Genomic DNA, 18,121 nt, shown 5'->3' on the forward strand with positions numbered 1-18,121 from the left:
TAGAACGATAGAGAAGATGTAAGGAAAACTATCGTTACAAAAATTTGAACTAATGGAGAGAAGGACCTTGACGGTAACCATTTATGATGTAGCACGAGAAGCAGGCGTATCCATGGCCACGGTTTCACGGGTCGTGAACAACAATCCCAATGTGAAGCCTCAAACACGCAAAAAGGTATTCGAAGCGATCGAGCGTCTGGGCTATCGTCCAAACGCAGTAGCCCGTGGTTTGGCCAGCAAAAAAACGACGACAGTCGGCGTTGTCATTCCTGACATTTCCAACGCAATTTTTGCAGAGGTCGCACGGGGTATAGAGGATATTGCGAATATGTACCACTATAATATTATTTTGTGCAACGCCGATAAGAAGAAGGACAAGGAGATCCGCGTTATCAACACGCTGCTGGAGAAGCAGGTTGACGGTCTTCTGTTTATGGGCGGCGCTGTGACGGACGAGCATCTGCAGGCTTTCAAAACCTCCAATGTGCCTGTCGTGCTCTGCGCCACAACGGATGAGAATGGCTCCATTCCTTCTGTTGATATCGATCATGAGTCTGCGGCTTATGACGCCGTGGATACTTTAATCAAACAGGGGCACACACGAATCGCGATGATCAGCGGGACTTTGCAGGATCCATCCAATGGCTATGCAAGGTTTCAAGGATACAAGCGTGCGCTGGAAGCGGCGGGAATTTCCTATGACGAGAATCTGGTGCGTACCGGAAATTACCGTTACGAATCCGGCGTTGAAGCAATGAAATATTTCCTGGAGCTCTCCGAGCTGCCAACAGCCGTATTCTCTGCAACTGACGAGATGGCTATCGGCGCTATCCACTGCATCCAGGATTCAGGGCTTAAAGTTCCGGATGATATATCCGTCATCAGTGTGGACAACAGCCGCATGGCTTCCATGGTTCGTCCGCAGCTGACGGCTGTCGCACAGCCTATGTATGATATCGGCGCTGTGTCGATGCGTCTGTTGACCAAGCTGATGAAGAAGGAATCGGTGGAGCAAGCCCGCGTCGTTCTTCCTCATGAAGTGATTACGCGTCAATCTGTGGGTAGCCGGAAATGACCAAGAAGGCTTTGAAGATCGGTATTATCGGGGCTATGGTAGAGGAAATCGAACTGCTGCACAAGCATGTCGAGAGAACCGGCTCCTTCGACAAAGCGGGCATCACCTATGTTGAAGGGAAGCTGCACGGACATGATGTTGTTTTTTGCAAATCGGGAGTCGGCAAGGTAAACGCCGCGGTTTGTACCCAGCTGCTCATTGACGCAGGTGTGGATTGTGTTTTATTTACCGGCGTAGCCGGCGCACTGGATCCCGGTCTGAATATCGGGGATATCGTCGTCTCGACCTCATGCGTCCAGCATGATATGGACTGCAGACCACTTGGCTTCGCCCGCGGACAAATCCCGTTTCAGGAAACTTCGGAGTGGGTCGCGGATGCTTCACTTGTCGAACTGGCTGCCAGCGCCTGCGAGAGTCTCTTTCCGGGACGCAGCATGAAAGGCAAAGTGCTTTCAGGCGACCAGTTTATTGCATCCCGTGAAGCGGTTCGCGAACTGCATGAGGAGCTTGGCGGTGCATGCACGGAGATGGAAGGGGCATCGCTTGCGCAGGTCTGCGGGATGAATGGCGTGCCATTCGTTGTGATTCGTTCCATGTCGGACAAGGCTGACGGATCGGCCCATGTTAATTTTGCGGACTTCACTGTGGAAGCTTCTGTTAACTCCCACCGGATCATAGATGAGATGCTCCGGCATATGTAAGAAGCAGTTCTGCTGTCCAGTGGGGGCTGAAGCATGTTTTCTCCACAGAACAAATTATAATATTCAGGCGTGACCTGATATTCTCGATAAGTTTCAAAAAGGCAATCCGGCAAGCTCCGCTTCTATAGGCGGGCTGCCGAATTGCCTTTATTGGTTTATGGTGGCGGTTTGTTTTTACACAGCTATAAGTCCTGTATGACAATTTCACTGGTCCGCCGGTTGGAGGATTCGATTTCGGAGCGGCGCGGCATCGGCGGCCAGCTCCTTGTATCATCCATCCAATGCGTCGGCAGCGGCTCCGGACTCTCCTTGGAATAGCGGTTCAGCCAAGAGGCCGGGAGAGGCACGTCGCTGTGCTTCTCAGCGAGAGCGGCAGAGATGGGGTGATTAATCATCTCCAGCCATACAAGCGCCCAGGCACGCGGTACAACGCGCCAAATATTATATCCGCCCCCTCCGACAGCTACCCAGCGTCCTTCCGCATATTGATGGGCAAGCGCATGAATAATGGCAGGCATCTCCTGATAAATGCGCATGCTGCAGTGGGTATGCGACAGCGGATCAAAGGCATGTGCGTCGCAGCCGTGCTGGCTGACAATAATATCAGGCTTGAAGGCGGCCGCCACCTTGCGGATCGAGGCTGTGAAGCTCTCCAGCCAGGAATCGTCCTCCGTATACGGATCTACCGGGACATTGAAGTTGGCGCCATAGCCATGCTCCGCTCCCCGTTCATGGACAAAACCCGTTCCCGGAAAAAGAAATTTGCCGGTCTCGTGAATAGAATACGTGCACACTTCGGATTCATTATAAAAAGTCCACTGAACACCGTCGCCATGATGGACATCAGTATCAATATAGAGCACCCGAACGCCATACTGCTTTCTGATATGGGCTATCGCGATAGAAGCATCGTTGTATACACAAAATCCGGACCCATGGTCGGGAAACGCATGATGCAGTCCGCCGGCCATGTGATACGCATGTAACGTTTGCCCGGACATCACGAGGTCAGCTGCGAGTACGGAGCCGCCGACAATGGCCGAGGCTGCTTCATGCATGCCGGGGAAAAAAGGGGTGTCCTCGGTCTGCAGACCGTAAAGCTGCGCTTGGCGCACCCACTGCTCTGGCGGCGGATCAAGGCTGAGCTGCTTCACAGCTTCAATATAGTCGCTGCGGTGAACGAGCGCGAGAATATCTTCCGATGCCGGCGAGGCGGCGACAATATCCTGTGCCTGCAGCGCATTCACTTCATGCAGCAGATCGATAGCCAGAGCAAGCCGCTGAGGATTAAAGGGATGCTGTTCATTGAACTTATACCGGGACGCGCCCGGATGATGGATAAATACGGCGTTGGCCGTCATCGGACTTCATCTCCTTCCTGTCTGACTAGTACATGAATCTCTGGCGAAAACGGACACGGTCGAATTGCTCGACCGAGGAGAGGGGAACTTCCCTGCCGATGCGAACCATCAGGCAATTGGCGGGATGCGAGCAAATTTCCGGATCATCTGTCGCAAACCAGATCATCCCTACGGACTTCATCAGCCTTTCCATCATCGCACGATAATCCCATACGTTCAGACCCGTGTTTTCAAGATCCCAATGCCAATAATATTCGGTTGTATAGACTATAGCGTTCTCCAGCTGCTCTTCTGCAAAAGCCGTCTCGATCAATCGTTTCCCGAGGCCCAAGCCCCGATAGCTGTTTGCCACTTCAATCGCTCCGAGCTCGATCAGATCGTCCATTCCGCCTTCCGACCAGCGTTCCAGCTCGTCCGGGTAATGAAAGGTGACATAGCCAACGATCGTTTCCGCGTCTCTGACGGCGATAATCCGCCCTTCGGTAAGTTCAGCAATTTCGACCAATGCCTTATGCTGCTCGATTGGCCTGCGAAAAGCATCCAAGTCGGGGTGGAGGACATATCCTGACAGAATATCTGCAGGGATCGGCCCTTCAATTACAAGCTCCCGGTCCTGACAGGCCAGGTGCCGAACCTGCATTATTTTGCGATGTTCCAACAGTCATGCTCCTTTCGGGATCACCTTTACTTATAACAAATAATCAGTGTGATGAAAAGGATGGTTGAACCATTGGAGCCTATGTTATAATATGAAAGCGTATTCTGCTTCCGAGGCGGTTTTTGTATGTTTTTCACCCTAACTCAGCCGCAACAAGATGGCGTCAGCCGCTTCTTTTTGGCAGAATAGTTTTACAATGGGCAGGAGGATGATGAATTATGTTAGATATGCATCAAGAGCGGATACCCGCAACGGCTTCCGGCTCCAACATGACAAATTATGACGAAATGGCAAAGCAGTTCAGCTTCGATCAGATTGAAAAGCAGTTTTCCTGGAGTAAAACCGGCAAAGTAAACATGGCATTTGAAGCGATTGACCGTCATCTTGAACAAGGTCTCGGCGGGAAAACCGCCCTATATTATAGCGATAACGCTCGGGACGAATCCTACACCTTTGAACAAATGTCCAAACAGTCGAATCGTTTTGCGAATGTGCTTCGCAGTTTAGGCATCCAGAAGGGTGAGCGGGTATTTATTTTCATGCCGCGCACACCGGAGCTGTACTTCAGCCTGCTCGGCTCGCTTAAGGTAGGAGCTGTTGTTGGACCGCTGTTTGAAGCCTTCATGGAGACCGCAGTCAAGGACCGGCTGCAGGACAGCAGCGCGACAGCTATCGTCACCACACCTGCGCTGCTCTCACGGATTCCTCGTGCAGAATTGCCGGATTTGAAGCATATTATCGTATATGGCGAAGACGTGGAAGCAAGCGGGATCGTTGTTGATTACAAGAAAGAAATGGCTAAGGCATCCGACGCAGCGGAGATTGAATGGCTCGATCGGGAAGACGGGCTTCTGATTCATTATACATCAGGCTCCACGGGCAAGCCGAAGGGTGTATTTCATGCCCAAAACGCAATGATACAGCATTATTTCACCGGACGCGTGGTACTGGATTTGCAGCCGGATGACATTTACTGGTGCACTGCCGATCCGGGATGGGTCACTGGAACCTCATACGGGATATTCGCGCCATGGCTGAACGGGGCAACCAATGTTATCCGCGGCGGACGGTTCAGCCCCCAGGACTGGTATAAAACAATCGAGAAATATAAAGTAACGGTGTGGTACAGTGCGCCAACGGCTTTCCGTATGCTCATGGGCGCAGGCGACGATGTCGTGAAGCAATTCGATCTGTCGAGCCTCAGACATGTGCTCAGCGTGGGCGAGCCCTTGAACCCTGAAGTGGTTCGTTGGGGATTGAAGGTCTATAATCAGCGTATTCATGATACATGGTGGATGACGGAGACAGGAGCGCAGCTGATTTGCAATTATCCAAGCATGGACATCAAGCCAGGCTCAATGGGGCGGCCGCTGCCAGGCGTACAGGCATCCATCATTGACGACAGCGGCAATGAGCTGCCGCCGTACCGGATGGGCAATCTTGCGATACGCACGCCTTGGCCATCCATGATGCGCAAGGTCTGGAATAATCCGGCCAAGTATGAAGAATACTTCCGAATTCCCGGCTGGTATATTTCCGGTGATTCCGCTTATAAAGACGAAGACGGGTACTTCTGGTTCCAGGGCCGAATCGATGATGTCATCAATACGGCGGGTGAGCGTGTTGGTCCCTTCGAGGTGGAGAGCAAGCTGGTTGAGCATCCGGCTGTTGCTGAAGCCGGCGTAATCGGCAAGCCTGATCCCATGCGCGGCGAGATTATCAAGGCGTTTGTGGCGCTCCGTGAGGGCTATGAGCCTTCGGAAGAGCTGAAGGCGGATATCTCCCGCTTCGTCAAGGAAGGGCTCTCTGCGCATGCTGCACCGCGCGAAATCGAATTCAAAGACAAGCTGCCCAAGACCCGCAGCGGTAAAATCATGCGCCGTGTACTAAAGGCATGGGAATTAAATCTGCCGACAGGTGATTTGTCGACCATCGAGGATTAACCGCTTAGTAAGCAACAAGCCATTATCCCTATAGTATTCATTGCTTGTACACAAAAAGCCCGCCCATCTGCCGTTTAGGCAGAGGGCGGGCTTTTTGCTGAGCGTTCACCAAGGCAGCGTTGTGAAGAAACCAGGCTTCACCGCCAGAGGATGGCAAAGCCTGGTTCCATTGTTATTTTAGTTGAACGGTGTACGAAGATGCGGATTCGCCTGATTCATTGACCGCAGTAACCCGGAAATAACCGCTTGTGATTGTGGACAGATATTCAAACCTGGCTTCAGCCGTTGAACCGAGCTTGGTGAACTTTCCGCTCTGGTCGGTGCTGTAATAGACATTGTACGAAGTTACGTTCTCGGCAGCTGTATTCGTGTCCCATGTCAGCTTGATGCCGATATCGGTAACTTCCCCTTTAATGCCGGCAGGGGCGGATGGAGGCGCCACTGGATTCTGGCCCGTGTTCCCTTTGTCGATCTGGACGGCATCGCCCTGTGATGTTCCTTCAGATTGATTGACAGGCGTGCCTGCACCCTCATCCCCAGAGCCTGGTAGTAACGGTGGTTGAATCGGCGGCACCATCGAATTATTGGAACCCACAATTGCACTTGGTCCCGATTCATGGCCTCCTACGTCAACAGCAGTGATGTAATAACGGTAGGACAGGCTTGGTGTAATCGAATTGGTAAATTCGGTGTCTGCGCCGGCCAACACAGGCGCGCCTGCAATTTTATAAGGCTCTTCATTGAGAGAACGGTACAGACGATAGCCGACGACATCTGCTTCCGGCGATTTGCTGAACGATATTTGATTGGAGCTTTTCCCCGGAATAGGCTGCAGCCGGACATTGGCAGGCGGAGTTGGCGCGTGGCCGTCCTCAACCCGTGGGTCCACCTTGGATGGGGCATCTTTTCCCGCATCCGCCGGCAGATAAGAACTCATGGAACGTCTGCTGCTTGCCGGCAGCTTTGCCTGTGCCGCTGAAATCTCAGACATGAGCTCATCAAGCGGCTTCTGGCGTTTGATGACAAGCTGTTCGCTGACCATGTCCGAAGGCGTCGATGGCTGCGGTACATAGTTAACGCCATTGAATGTGATGTAGGCCATATTAACAAGGGCATCATCCGATTCTTTTGGCAAATATTTTTCGTTGAAATAGTCGGTGACTAATTTTCCAGCCTGTCTGGTCAGATCGGTAGGCAGCTTTCCGCTTACGCTGGATACGGTCGCTTTAACAATGCCGGATGGCTTCTTGAATGCCTCCGTCGGGAACAGGTCAGGCCTGTCCTTGGTGACCGAATTCATGATCAGGGTCCAGATGGATCTGGCCCGTGCCCGCCCATCCTTGGACAGGGTATGGACCTGCTCCTCATACCCTGCCCAGACGCCAAGCGTGACATCAGGCGTGAAGCCCATAAACCAGACATCTCCGTAATCCTGGGTTGAGCCCGTTTTTCCGGCAACTGGAATTTTGCCGTAGCCGGTAAAGTTGGAAGCAATGGAATGTCCCGTACCGCTGGAATCGGATATAACAGTCCGCAGCATATCGGTCATCAAAAACGCAGTTTGTTCCGAGAACACGCGAGTGGGCTGATTTTTATGCTCATAAATAATATTGCCCTTGTCATCGGTAATTTTACTGATCATGTAAGCGTCATTGAACACTCCGTTATTCGGAATGCTGCCGTAAGCATTCGTCAATTCCTCTACGGATACGCCGACGCTTAGTCCCCCGATTACTCCTGTCTGTGCATAATCATCTTCAGGCTTAATGGAGGTTATGCCCAGCTTGCGCGTGAATTTCCACGCCTCCGGAATCGTCACCATCTCATTGAAAACTTTGAGTGCCGGCAGATTCATGGAGCGGTTCAGGGCTTCCCTGGCTGTGACCAGACCGGCAAACCGCTTGTTGGAGTCCATCGGGATATGAAAGCCTTTCTGCCCATCCTTCAGCACCATAGGAGCATCGTCAATAATGCTGCCGGGCTGGACCAGCCCTTTTTCAATAGCAGGCAAATAGGCGGAGATCGGTTTCATGGTGGAACCGGGCTGGCGGGTCATCTGTGTGGCATGATTCATCTGTTCCGTATAGAAATCGCGGCCCTCGATCATGCCCGTGATTGCCCCTGTTTTGTGATTGATCATGACGGCGGCGATTTGCTCCATGCCTTTTTCTTTGCTGTCCGGCGTGAAATTATCGGGATTATTGCTGATTTGGTGCATCAAATTGTATACACGCTTGTCAATCGTTGTATAAATGCGGTAACCTCCGCGGAGCAGCTGGCTTCGGGACTCTTCCAGCGCCGGGGCATTTTCCTTCTTGCGGACATCGGTCTGTGTCAGGCTAGGGTCCTTCTGCATCAGCAGAACCTCTGCGGCCTGGCGCTCCGCTTCAAGCATCAAATAAGGGAACGTGGAGTAAGCTTTTTCTGTAGGCTTGGCAAGCGATGCACGCAAGTCGAAAGCCAATGCTTCATTATATTCATCCGAGGTGATGCGTCCCGTTTCCAGCATATATTTGAGCACATTATGCTGCCGTTCCACGGCAAGCTTGAAGCCGCCTTCGTCGAATTTTCCTTTGCTTGTGAAAGCCGCATAGGCGGAGGGGCGCTGCGGCAATCCAGCCAGGTAGGCCGACTGTGCGATATTCAGCTGTTTCAAATCGACAATATTAAAAATACCCTTGGCCGCAGCCTGGATTCCATAAAGATTATAGCCGCTGTTGCCTGTGCCGAATTGAACCTTGTTCAAATAGGCGGTTAAAATTTCGTCCTTGGTCAGAAAGCGCTCGAGCCGCAGGGATAGAAAGATTTCCTTCGCTTTTCGGCTGTCCGTCTTATCCAGTGTAAGAAAAACTTGACGGGCCAATTGCTGAGTCAGCGTACTGCCGCCTGTTTGCGTGTCTTCATTAAGCAGCTTCTGCTTGACGGCGCGTCCCAGGCCGTTGACATCGATACCGATATGATTGTAAAAATTATTATCCTCTGTTGCCAATACGGCGTTAATCACCTGATCGGGTATTTCCGCCCGGGTTACAATTCGACGGTCTTCTTCGGTACGAAGCTGACCGACAGGTGTGCCGTCATTGAAGTATACGAAGCCTGTAGTAGCATTCTCGTCGATTTTCTCTTCTATTTCGGCGCGTGAACGGATCGGTTCGTCTTTGACGAACGATGCGACATAGCCGGAGGCGATGCCTCCTGCGAACAAGCCGATTAACAAGCCGAATATGAACAACCATTTGACGGTAATGAGGGTCACAATTCCGAATGTCCGCCATTTGCTGTGTCCATTCTTGTTCTGCCCTTGGTCTTGATCCATATGTACATAACTCCTCCTCCGATTAACAGAAATATTATAGCATAAATCCCCAGCAGCGTGTATTTACAAAGCTGTATTTTGTCAGCTCTCAAGCAAGTTTAGGTTGAAAGACCCCTTGTATACAGGAGTAAGGAACAAGCCGTCCGTTGACTATAGTCAATGTGTATGATATAACGGGAATCAAGAACAAACGGCTTTCGCCATTTTTGGCGCCAAGGTTGGTTTCTTTCCCTGCTTTAAAAAAAAGATCATATCAGAACAGCATTGACAGGTTGCAGTAGGGCTGCGAATTGACGATAACCAGAGAGCCGGTGGCAGGTGTGAACCGGTACGCGCCGCAGCGTGAATTACCACCTTGAGCTGATCGGACGAACTTTCGTTCCTGTATAGAGGGGACATTCAGTAGTCTGCTTCCGGATGATATCCGTTATGAAATGAAGTGAGAGCTGTTTGAGCATGCATCCTGATTAAATACTTCGGATCATGCAGCTCTAATGAGGGTGGTACCGCGAGCAAATCCTTCTCGTCCCTTGCGACGAAAGGGTTTTTTTGTGTTCAAAATTTTTTGTAGGAGTGAATCGGCATGGTAAAATGGGATGAATTGACAGACGGGCAGAAGCAGGAAGTGGAGCGTCAAATGGACGTGATCCGGCGGGGAGTAGTTGAAATTGTACCCGAGGATGAATTAAAAGCAAAAGTAATTCATGCGGTAGCATCGGGAAAATCGCTAAAGGTGAAGCTCGGCCTTGATCCTTCCGCGCCTGATATTCATATCGGACACACCGTCGTGCTTCACAAGCTGCGTCAATTCCAGCAGCTGGGGCATGAAGTGCAGCTGATTATCGGCGATTTTACGGGGCGGATCGGAGATCCTACAGGCAAGTCGGAGACGCGCAAGCAGCTCAGCGAGGATGATGTCAAGCGAAACGCGGAGACCTACAAGAAGCAGATATTCAAGCTGCTGGATCCTGAGCGCACCACGGTCTATTACAATTCAGAATGGCTGGGTCCCATGAATTTTGCGGAGGTGGTCACACTCTCGGCGAAATTAACGGTAGCCCGCATGCTGGAACGCGACGACTTTACCAAACGCTACCAGTCAGGCCAGCCGATCAGCATTCATGAATTTTTCTATCCTTTGATGCAGGGCTATGATTCCGTTGCGCTTGAGAGTGATGTCGAGCTAGGTGGAACCGATCAGAAATTCAATGTTCTGATGGGTCGCACATTGCAGAAGGAGTATGGCAAAGCGACGCAGGCTACTATTATGATGCCGCTTCTGGAAGGTCTGGACGGCGTACAAAAAATGAGCAAGAGCCTCGGGAATTATATTGGAATCGATGAGGAGCCCAATGAAATTTACGGTAAATCGATGTCCATACCGGACGAGCGGATGGTAAAGTTCTATGAGCTTGCTACAGATATGAGCAATGAGGAGCTTGCAGAGCTGCGCATTGGTCTGGAGAACGGGTCCAGGCATCCGCGGGATGTGAAGATGCAGCTAGCCCGCACATTCGTGCGCATGTATCACGGTGAAGAAGCCGCAGAGGCAGCTCAGCAGCATTTTATTACGGTATTTCAGCAGCGGGCTCTTCCGGAGGATATTGAAACAGCCGTTCTGCCGGCAGCTGAGCTTGAGGAAGGGCGCATCCGAATTGTGAAGCTGCTGACGACGCTCGGCCTTCAGCCATCGGGCAGTGAAGCCAAGCGCAGCGTTCAGCAGGGTGCAGTCCGGATAAACGAGCTGAAGATCGATGATCCGGGCGCTGAAGTGTTGGTATCCGAAGGTGATGTTATTCAAGTGGGCAAACGCAGGTTCGCCAGAATTACGATCCAATAGAAGAAGCCTGACCTGGTGTAAACGCCGGGCAGGCTTTTTTTCAAAGTCATAAGCAAGTATAAATTTCCAAAGGGGGAAGAAAACAGGCTTATAAACAAAAGAAAAGAACGGCCCGGGAAGGACCGCTCTCATGTTGGTTGAATTAACGGCTGTAGAACTCGACGATTTGTTTCTCATCGATTTCTTGTGGAAGCTCAGCGCGTTCTGGAAGGCGAAGATACTTGCCTTCTACGGAAGTATCATTGAACTCCAGATAGTTAGGAAGGAAGTTGCGGCCTTCCAGAGCTTCTTTAACGGATTTGATACCGCGGCTGCGTTCACGAAGTCCGATTACATCTCCGACGGAAACAGTGAAAGATGCGATATCCACTTTCTTGCCGTTTACCGTGATGTGGCCATGTGATACCAACTGGCGGGAACCGGAACGGGAATTAGCAAATCCAAGACGGTAAACGAGGTTGTCCAGACGGCTCTCAAGAAGGGCCATAAAGTTTTCCCCGGAAATACCTTTCATTTTGGAAGCTTTATCAAACAGGTTGCGGAACTGCTTTTCATTCATGCCATACATATGGCGCAGTTTTTGTTTTTCTTGCAATTGAATGCCATAACCGCTCATTTTTTTGCGTTGACCTGGACCATGTTGTCCCGGCGGGAATGCGCGTTTCAATTCTTTACCAGTACCGCTTAAGGAAATGCCGAGGCGGCGGCTTAATTTAAACTTAGGGCCCGTATATCTTGACATGTGTCGTAAAACTCCTTCTTCAAATGGGATGTTTGAAAATGGGTGTTTCGCCGAGTACTGTCTGCGCTTAAACGACAATCGATCAAGTCCTGACAGGCATGTTCAGCCGCAGTCCTGCCAGAGACAGCCTCAATGAGGGTGACACAAAACCGTTCCCATATATTCAACTATAAATATTATATAAATGTAGGGGATAAAGTCAAGTAAAATCAAGGAAATAATCAAATCTTACATACCATGGCAGAATATGAATCTAAAGTCCTATATCCTTATGACTAAAGTAGTGCATATTTTCAGAGATTGAAGTATGATAGATCATATCCATCCTGTTGTGATCCTTGCTACATAGAGAAGAGGCGATGCTGTTTGATGAAGAACTTTGTTCGTGCAGACAACCCGATTCTAAATGAACGCTTGTCCGGGAATGAACAAGCATTGCCGCTGCCGTCCCTCTGGTTTGCGAACGAGGATATTTATGAAGAGGACCAAACGCTTCTGGCGGGCCTGCTCCGGAGCAGCTTTCAGGACTGGTTAAACGAATCTGCGGGTTCTCCGCTTCTGGACGGTTTCCTTTTACTGACTGATCCACATGGACAAATAATCGCAGCATCGGATCAAGCGAATCCAGATCAATCCATCTCCCATGATCTTAGGCAATTGGCCGAAGAGGCTTCTATAAAAAGAAAGAGTCTGATCAGCGGCGGAATTCTGGTTGTGCCGCTTTTTAATAAGAAGAACGAGGACTGCCTTGCTGTTTTGCTTGCAAGCAATCTTTCCCCCGCCCAAAATTTTGCTGCGCTGCTCGAGACGGCGGCACTTCATTTCCGGGTGCTTTTCTACTCTCATCTGGAGAGGGTGTTTGTGCAGAATTTATTGATCAGGCAGCAATCAAGCGAGAAAGAAGCTTTTCGAAGGGATACGCTGTTTCAGACGGCCAAGCGGCTGCATGATCAGAATGAAGTCACCTCGGTGCTGAATGTCCTTCTTGTGGATGTGGAGAACCTGTACCCGCATGCCGAGGTCGATCTGTACTTATCGCAGGATCATGTTAATGGCGACCCTCGCGTAAAGCCGCTCTTGCTGAGGCATTCCGCAGCCGATCTCTATGCGCAGGCTTTTCTGGAGGGCAAGCCTGTCATGGAATATGAGGATGATGCTCTATTCAAGCTGGCGATACCGATGAGCGGCAAGCAGGCTGTCTACGGTGTTTTAAGTGTGACGATGAAGAAAAAATATTTGGAAGATTCCGATATTGGAGCGCTTGTCATGCTTTGCGATACGGCTGGCTCGGCTTTTGAGAATGCCAAGCTGTTCGAGCAATCCAATCTGCTGATTGGGGAGCTTCAGCTTATCAATGAGCTGACGAAGCGGCTCAATCAGTCCCTGCATCTGAAAGAAATCTTTCAGTTTGCAATGAGCGAGCTTCTGCATATTTTCAAAGCGGACTACTGCAATGTGCTGCAGTTGAATAACGAAACCAACGTCTTCAAAATGATGGCGAGCAATTTGCCTTCGGCTGCAAACGAAATCTACTCCACATTACATGGTTTTTGCGGCATCGTATATGGGACCAAGGAGCCTCTTATTATTTCCGACTACCAAAGTACGCCGGTTGTGTCATCCAAGCTGATGGACGGGACGGGCTCGCGCTCGCTGATTGCCGCTCCAATCATGGCCAATACGGAAGTAGTCGGGGTCATCATGGTCACTCATAAAAGTCCGAATTACTTTTCATATGATAACTATAAACTGCTGCAGGTGCTGTCCACCCATATCGGCTTGGCTGTCACCAACGCCTCGCTGCATGCGGAGGTGCGGCGGATGGTCATAACCGATAATTTGACAGGCTTGCGGGCAAGGCATTATTTGAACGAACAGATCCAGGCCAGGCAGCGCAAAGACAAGTTCGGTTCCCTTGTTCTGGTCGATATCGATCATTTCAAAAAAGTGAATGACACTTATGGGCATCAGATTGGTGACCGGATTCTGATCAGTGTCAGCGAAGTGATCCAATCCTGCATCAGGGAAAGCGATATCGCAGCGAGATGGGGCGGTGAAGAACTGGCGGTCTACCTGCCTCAAATCCGTTCCGAGCAGGCTTACCGAATTGCCGAGAGAATCCGCAGCCGGGTGGAGTTGCTCACGGACCCCTCCGTAACCGTGTCATGCGGGCTTTCGGAATGGGTCTTTGAGGATGATCTGGTCAGTGTGGAATCTCTTTTTTACCGGGCGGATATGGCGCTTTATGAAGCCAAAAACAATGGGCGCAACCGGGTGTTTGTCGGAGCTTGAGCATAGGATGAAACGAAGGGGTGAGCAAGGGCTGCAAGAGCCCGAAGCTGCCCCTTTTTTGAGTTATTCGCCGGCAGGCCGCATAAAGTGGGCGTTATCAACAGAGGATATTCTTGAAGAAGAAGACTTTGTTGCATGAGGAGAGAAAAGGATGAAACAATATTTTGCCATAATGGTTCTCTGCTTGACAGTGACAGCAGGCTGCGCTTCATCGGTAGTGGACAGATCGCCCAAGGAGCTGCTTGCTCTGACGGTATCGGGTTTGTCCGGTGTCGATCACTATACGTTCAAGGGCACCACGAATATTGCAACAGGGGACGGGATGGTAATAAAACCGTTGTCGTTTCAAGGCACAGTGAAGGATCATGAACGGCTGGAAGTCAAATCAAGCGATATCAGCGCATCGGAGGACGTCATCCATCCCCTGGAGCTGCTGAAACAGATTGAGGATACTGCAAGCGCTGCAGAACTCGTACCGGCAGAATCGGGAAACACGACTGCTGTACTGCTGGTGAAGACGGAGGAGAAGGCGGCTGCGGAAAAGTGGACTTCCAAGCTGCGCGGCGAATTCAAGGATCTGCAGAACAGTATGCCGGTTGCGGCGGGAAGCAAGATCCGGCAGCAAAGCACGAAGGAGGAGGCCGAAGCCAGTTTCCAAAAAGAATGGCAGGCCGAAATAACCCGATCGGGCCGGCTGCTCGAGGACATGCTGTCTACGCTGCAGGTCAGTTCCACCTATAAACTGATTGTGGATAAGAAACGCTTGCTGCCTTTGCGGCTTCAGGAACACACAATTTTGCGCTATAAGACGCAGGGCGAGCAGCGCCAGGAATCCAGAATTTCAGATATTACCTTTCAGGTATTGTCCGATGCCAAACAAAAATGAATCACTGCTCGTGCAGAGTCACTAAAAAAGTGGTAGGATTATAGAAAAAGAAACAGGAGGTAACTTATATGCGTGATCCGCGTCTGCAAGCGCTGGCTGCCAATCTGGCCGGCTATTCCGTCGATGTTCAGCCAGGAGAGAACATTCTAATCGACATGATAGGTTCGGAGCGCGAGCTCGCGATATGTTTAATTGAAGAGGTAGCCAAACGGGGCGGACGTCCTTTTGTCGAAACGAGCGACCGTTCTGTTCTGCGTGCGCTGCTCAAAAATGCGACCAAAGAGCAGATGGAGCTGTGGGCTTCACTCGATCTGAAGCGCATGGAAGCAATGGATGGTTATATCGCGGTTCGTGCCGGAGAAAATGTAAATGAACTGGCCGATGTTCCAAGCGCCAATATGCTCCTGTACGATCAATTGTACCGCCATCCGATACATCTTGAACGACGTGTAAAACATACCAAATGGGTGGTATTGCGTTATCCGAATGCTTCGATGGCACAGCTTGCCAATATGCCCACGGAAGCGTTTGAGAATTTTTATTTTGACGTATGCAATTTGGATTATGCCAAAATGGACAAGGCGATGGATCCGCTGGAGAAGCTGATGAAAGAGACCAGCCATGTCCGACTGGTGGCGCCGGGAACGGATTTATCGTTCTCCATTCAGGGAATCGGAGCGGAAAAATGCGCAGGTCTGAACAATATTCCGGATGGTGAGGTCTTCTCGGCACCCGTGCGCGATTCGGTTCAAGGAACGATTACATATAACACGCCATCCGTTTATTCCGGAGTGACTTTCGAGAACATTTCCTTCACTTTCGATAAAGGAAAGATTGTGAAAGCAACGAGCAGCGACACGGCGAAGCTGAATGAAATTCTGGATACCGACGAGGGAGCAAGATACATCGGAGAGTTCAGTCTGGGTTTTAATCCCTACATTTTACATCCGATGAAAGATACGTTGTTTGATGAGAAAATTGCCGGAAGCCTTCATTTCACACCTGGCCAGGCTTACGAGGAGACCGACAATGGCAACCGTTCCGCGGTTCATTGGGATCTGGTGCTCATTCAACGTCCGGAGTACGGTGGGGGAGAAGTATACTTCGATGACCGTCTTATTCGCAAGGATGGAAGGTTTGTCGTGCCTGAATTGGAACGGCTGAATCCCGAAAATTTGAAATAAAAGCCCCTTGTCTGAGATACGAAATCGGGTTATGATGAATGCAGCTACAGCAATTATAGCAAATGTAACTAAAAATGGAGGGATTCACATGTCCAACAATGCAGCAATCGTTGACATCTCACAGACGGCGAATAAATTCCGTTCGTCAATCGTACTTCAAGCCGAAAATAAATATATTGACGTTAAAAGCATTCTCGGTCTATTCACTACGTTGGTTGGCGGACATTCCTATGAACTTCATGTTCACGGTCCGGATGCGGACGATGCCAAAGCAGCCATGGCAGAAGTGTTTGCAAAACACAGCCTGGACATCAAGATTCTATCCGAATAGCCAACCAAATCAAAAAGAAAGCGCTTCGCCGAATAATTGGCGGAGCGCTTTTGTCGTTTTGACCTTGTACATTGTCCCGTTTTCGTCTAATATAAAGATAAACAAGGGCGATAGCTAGACGCACAAGGGGGAGTACGATGTCTTCATCCGATGTTCTCATTCATCTACATCAAAAAGCGATCAATCTCCTTCAGGAAGATGCTTATAAAATTGAGAAGCTGATCGAAGTGCAAATGGAAAACTTGGCCACGAGAAAATGTCCCCTCTACGAAGAGGTATTGGACACGCAAATATATGGCTTTTCCAGGGAAATCGATTTTGCTATTCGGGCAGGGCTTGTTGCCGAAGTGATTGGCAAAGAGATTATCAGCAAGCTTGAGCGCAATTTGGCACAGCTGTATGAAGCTATGAATAACAAGGTTTAGCCGCGGGCAACGCGGTTTTTTTTTGTTTTCAATCCAGCTGCCGGCGGTTTTCCGCCATCAAGCCCATTTGTTTTAAACGAATAACGAAGAAGACGCTCCGCTAGCTTGCGGAGCGTCTTCTTCGTGTGCGGCAAAGGGAATTGGTGCTAAACAAGATAAAAGGCAAACCCGAGTATGACATATACGATGATCAACAGAGCTCCTTCATACCAGTTCGTCCGCCCGTCCTGGGCTATTGATTTGGCAATAAAGACGGCTACGGCGATAGCAGCCAATTCAATGGGGGTAAATACGATATCCATCGTATTGCCGAATAATAGGCTGATGAAAATAAGCACGGGAGCAACGAACAAGGCAATCTGCAGGCTGCTGCCCACGGCAATTTCCACAGCAGCGCCGATCTTGTTCTTCATCGCCAGCATGACGGCTGCGCTGTGTTCCGCGGCATTGCCGACAATGGCGATGACGAAGGCGCCGACAAACAGCTCCGACAAGCCGAATTTATGGGTAAGGCTGTCCAGCGTGTGGACCAGCCACTCGCTGACGAATGCGGTCATCACCGTAGCGATCACCAGGAACAGAATAGAGGTCCGCTTGGACCAGGCGGGTTCTTCCCCATGATCCGGCGTTGCTTCCTCCACGTCGGCGAGTACGTCCTTATGGGTGATCATCGAGAACACCAGCCAAAGGATATAGGCCACAATCAGAAGTCCGGCGATGGAAAGACTGAGCGTCCGGCTATGATCGATGGAGAAATGCTCGCTTGAAATAAAGATAGCCGGGATGGCAAGTGCGATAACAGCCAGTATCATCAACGATGAATTGTGGCTGGCCAATTGTACATTGAATCGCTGTTCCTTGAATTTCAATCCGCCGAGAAAGACACTTGCACCCAGCACGAGCAGCAAATTGCCGATGATGGAGCCGGTGATGCTGGCTTTCACCATATCGAATAATCCTTCCTTGACCAGGAAGATTGCGATAATAAGTTCTGCTGCGTTTCCGAAGGTAGCGTTCAGAAATCCGCCCAATCGCTGTCCGGCATAGTGGGCCACGCTTTCGGTCGCTTTTCCGAGAAATCCAGCCACGAACAAGATGGCAATTGCGGAAATGATAAATTCGGCAATTGTTCCGAAATGGGCGTAATGAGCGACGCCGCTAAGTACAAACAAACCAATCAATGCTGTGAAAAACAATTTCTGATTCAACGTTCCTGAACACCTCGTCTTTGGATGGGGTAAGTGGAAATCTGATAACACTATAGCGGAAAATACTGGACATGTAAACTGACATCTAAACTTAATCAACATGACGCATTATAATCTTGCTTCGCCAGTTCGCTTCATTTACAATGGAAGCATATTGGA

General features: G+C 50.2%; 14 protein-coding genes and 1 other annotated feature. Of the genes, 9 read left to right on the forward strand and 5 right to left on the reverse strand.

What is annotated here, in order from left to right; all coding sequences use genetic code 11:
- Positions 1-67 precede the first annotated feature (67 nt).
- Both ccpA and AC0YOB_RS29495 read left to right on the forward strand, forming a co-directional pair.
- Positions 68-1,075 carry a catabolite control protein A gene (gene ccpA, locus AC0YOB_RS29490; RefSeq protein WP_210039967.1) on the forward strand — a complete coding sequence of 336 codons (1,008 nt, stop codon included), beginning with the start codon at positions 68-70 and terminating at the stop codon, positions 1,073-1,075.
- Entirely contained in the window at positions 1,072-1,776 is a 705-nt protein-coding gene (locus tag AC0YOB_RS29495) for a 5'-methylthioadenosine/adenosylhomocysteine nucleosidase (protein ID WP_475795830.1), read from the forward strand. Before ccpA ends, AC0YOB_RS29495 begins: the two co-directional genes overlap by 4 nt.
- Before the next feature lie 182 nt (positions 1,777-1,958).
- Here the strand turns inward: AC0YOB_RS29495 and AC0YOB_RS29500 are convergent, their stop codons facing one another.
- Entirely contained in the window at positions 1,959-3,137 is a 1,179-nt protein-coding gene (locus AC0YOB_RS29500) for an acetoin utilization protein AcuC (protein ID WP_475795831.1), read from the reverse strand.
- Between the two features lie 25 nt (positions 3,138-3,162).
- On the reverse strand, positions 3,163-3,795 hold the full coding sequence (locus AC0YOB_RS29505) for a GNAT family N-acetyltransferase (RefSeq protein ID WP_475795832.1): 633 nt from the start codon (positions 3,793-3,795) through the stop codon (positions 3,163-3,165).
- A gap of 218 nt (positions 3,796-4,013) precedes the next feature.
- Here AC0YOB_RS29505 and acsA point away from each other — a divergent pair, with 218 nt between their 5' ends.
- Positions 4,014-5,738: an acetate--CoA ligase gene (gene acsA / locus AC0YOB_RS29510; RefSeq protein WP_475795833.1), complete on the forward strand. Its 1,725-nt coding sequence runs from the start codon at positions 4,014-4,016 to the stop codon at positions 5,736-5,738.
- Positions 5,739-5,910: 172 nt separating this feature from the next.
- On the opposite strand, the gene AC0YOB_RS29515 is transcribed toward acsA, so the two are convergent.
- The gene (locus tag AC0YOB_RS29515) at positions 5,911-9,054 is read right to left on the reverse strand and encodes a transglycosylase domain-containing protein (protein ID WP_475795834.1); all 3,144 of its coding nucleotides are present in this window, start codon (positions 9,052-9,054) and stop codon (positions 5,911-5,913) included.
- 255 nt (positions 9,055-9,309) lie between these two features.
- Positions 9,310-9,588: a binding site (T-box leader), on the forward strand.
- A gap of 49 nt (positions 9,589-9,637) precedes the next feature.
- On the opposite strand from AC0YOB_RS29515, the gene tyrS reads away from it, so the two are divergent.
- Entirely contained in the window at positions 9,638-10,894 is a 1,257-nt protein-coding gene (tyrS, locus tag AC0YOB_RS29520; protein WP_475795835.1) for a tyrosine--tRNA ligase, read from the forward strand.
- A 142-nt stretch (positions 10,895-11,036) separates the two neighbouring features.
- Here the strand turns inward: tyrS and rpsD are convergent, their stop codons facing one another.
- Positions 11,037-11,636, reverse strand: coding sequence for a 30S ribosomal protein S4 (rpsD, locus tag AC0YOB_RS29525; protein WP_475795836.1), 600 nt, complete (start codon positions 11,634-11,636; stop codon positions 11,037-11,039).
- A gap of 369 nt (positions 11,637-12,005) precedes the next feature.
- Between rpsD and AC0YOB_RS29530 the strand changes: the two genes are divergently transcribed.
- The 5 genes from AC0YOB_RS29530 to AC0YOB_RS29550 all read left to right on the forward strand — a co-directional run bounded on the left by AC0YOB_RS29530 (position 12,006) and on the right by AC0YOB_RS29550 (position 16,754).
- Complete coding sequence (locus AC0YOB_RS29530) at positions 12,006-13,928, forward strand: sensor domain-containing diguanylate cyclase (protein WP_475795861.1); 1,923 nt, start codon at positions 12,006-12,008, stop codon at positions 13,926-13,928.
- Positions 13,929-14,079: 151 nt separating this feature from the next.
- Positions 14,080-14,814 carry a hypothetical protein gene (locus AC0YOB_RS29535; RefSeq protein ID WP_475795837.1) on the forward strand — a complete coding sequence of 245 codons (735 nt, stop codon included), beginning with the start codon at positions 14,080-14,082 and terminating at the stop codon, positions 14,812-14,814.
- 68 nt (positions 14,815-14,882) lie between these two features.
- Complete coding sequence (locus tag AC0YOB_RS29540) at positions 14,883-15,998, forward strand: aminopeptidase (RefSeq protein WP_475795838.1); 1,116 nt, start codon at positions 14,883-14,885, stop codon at positions 15,996-15,998.
- Between the two features lie 34 nt (positions 15,999-16,032).
- Positions 16,033-16,329 carry an HPr family phosphocarrier protein gene (locus tag AC0YOB_RS29545; protein ID WP_210040025.1) on the forward strand — a complete coding sequence of 99 codons (297 nt, stop codon included), beginning with the start codon at positions 16,033-16,035 and terminating at the stop codon, positions 16,327-16,329.
- Between the two features lie 137 nt (positions 16,330-16,466).
- Complete coding sequence (locus tag AC0YOB_RS29550) at positions 16,467-16,754, forward strand: Fpa/YlaN family protein (RefSeq protein ID WP_188992183.1); 288 nt, start codon at positions 16,467-16,469, stop codon at positions 16,752-16,754.
- Positions 16,755-16,900: 146 nt separating this feature from the next.
- On the opposite strand, the gene cax is transcribed toward AC0YOB_RS29550, so the two are convergent.
- Positions 16,901-17,962 carry a calcium/proton exchanger gene (gene cax / locus AC0YOB_RS29555; RefSeq protein ID WP_475795839.1) on the reverse strand — a complete coding sequence of 354 codons (1,062 nt, stop codon included), beginning with the start codon at positions 17,960-17,962 and terminating at the stop codon, positions 16,901-16,903.
- Positions 17,963-18,121: the final 159 nt, after the last annotated feature.

This window comes from Paenibacillus sp. JT31N17 (assembly GCF_056269255.1).

Bases quoted from the DNA above. Each gene is read 5' to 3' on its own strand.
- AC0YOB_RS29495 (WP_475795830.1), top strand. From the start codon at position 1,072: ATGACCAAGAAGGCTTTGAAGATCGGTATTATCGGGGCTATGGTAGAG.
- AC0YOB_RS29500 (WP_475795831.1), bottom strand. From the start codon at position 3,137: ATGACGGCCAACGCCGTATTTATCCATCATCCGGGCGCGTCCCGGTAT.
- acsA (WP_475795833.1), top strand. From the start codon at position 4,014: ATGTTAGATATGCATCAAGAGCGGATACCCGCAACGGCTTCCGGCTCC.
- AC0YOB_RS29515 (WP_475795834.1), bottom strand. From the start codon at position 9,054: ATGGATCAAGACCAAGGGCAGAACAAGAATGGACACAGCAAATGGCGG.
- tyrS (WP_475795835.1), top strand. From the start codon at position 9,638: ATGGTAAAATGGGATGAATTGACAGACGGGCAGAAGCAGGAAGTGGAG.
- rpsD (WP_475795836.1), bottom strand. From the start codon at position 11,636: ATGTCAAGATATACGGGCCCTAAGTTTAAATTAAGCCGCCGCCTCGGC.
- AC0YOB_RS29530 (WP_475795861.1), top strand. From the start codon at position 12,006: ATGAAGAACTTTGTTCGTGCAGACAACCCGATTCTAAATGAACGCTTG.
- AC0YOB_RS29535 (WP_475795837.1), top strand. From the start codon at position 14,080: ATGAAACAATATTTTGCCATAATGGTTCTCTGCTTGACAGTGACAGCA.
- AC0YOB_RS29540 (WP_475795838.1), top strand. From the start codon at position 14,883: ATGCGTGATCCGCGTCTGCAAGCGCTGGCTGCCAATCTGGCCGGCTAT.
- AC0YOB_RS29545 (WP_210040025.1), top strand. From the start codon at position 16,033: ATGAATGCAGCTACAGCAATTATAGCAAATGTAACTAAAAATGGAGGG.
- AC0YOB_RS29550 (WP_188992183.1), top strand. From the start codon at position 16,467: ATGTCTTCATCCGATGTTCTCATTCATCTACATCAAAAAGCGATCAAT.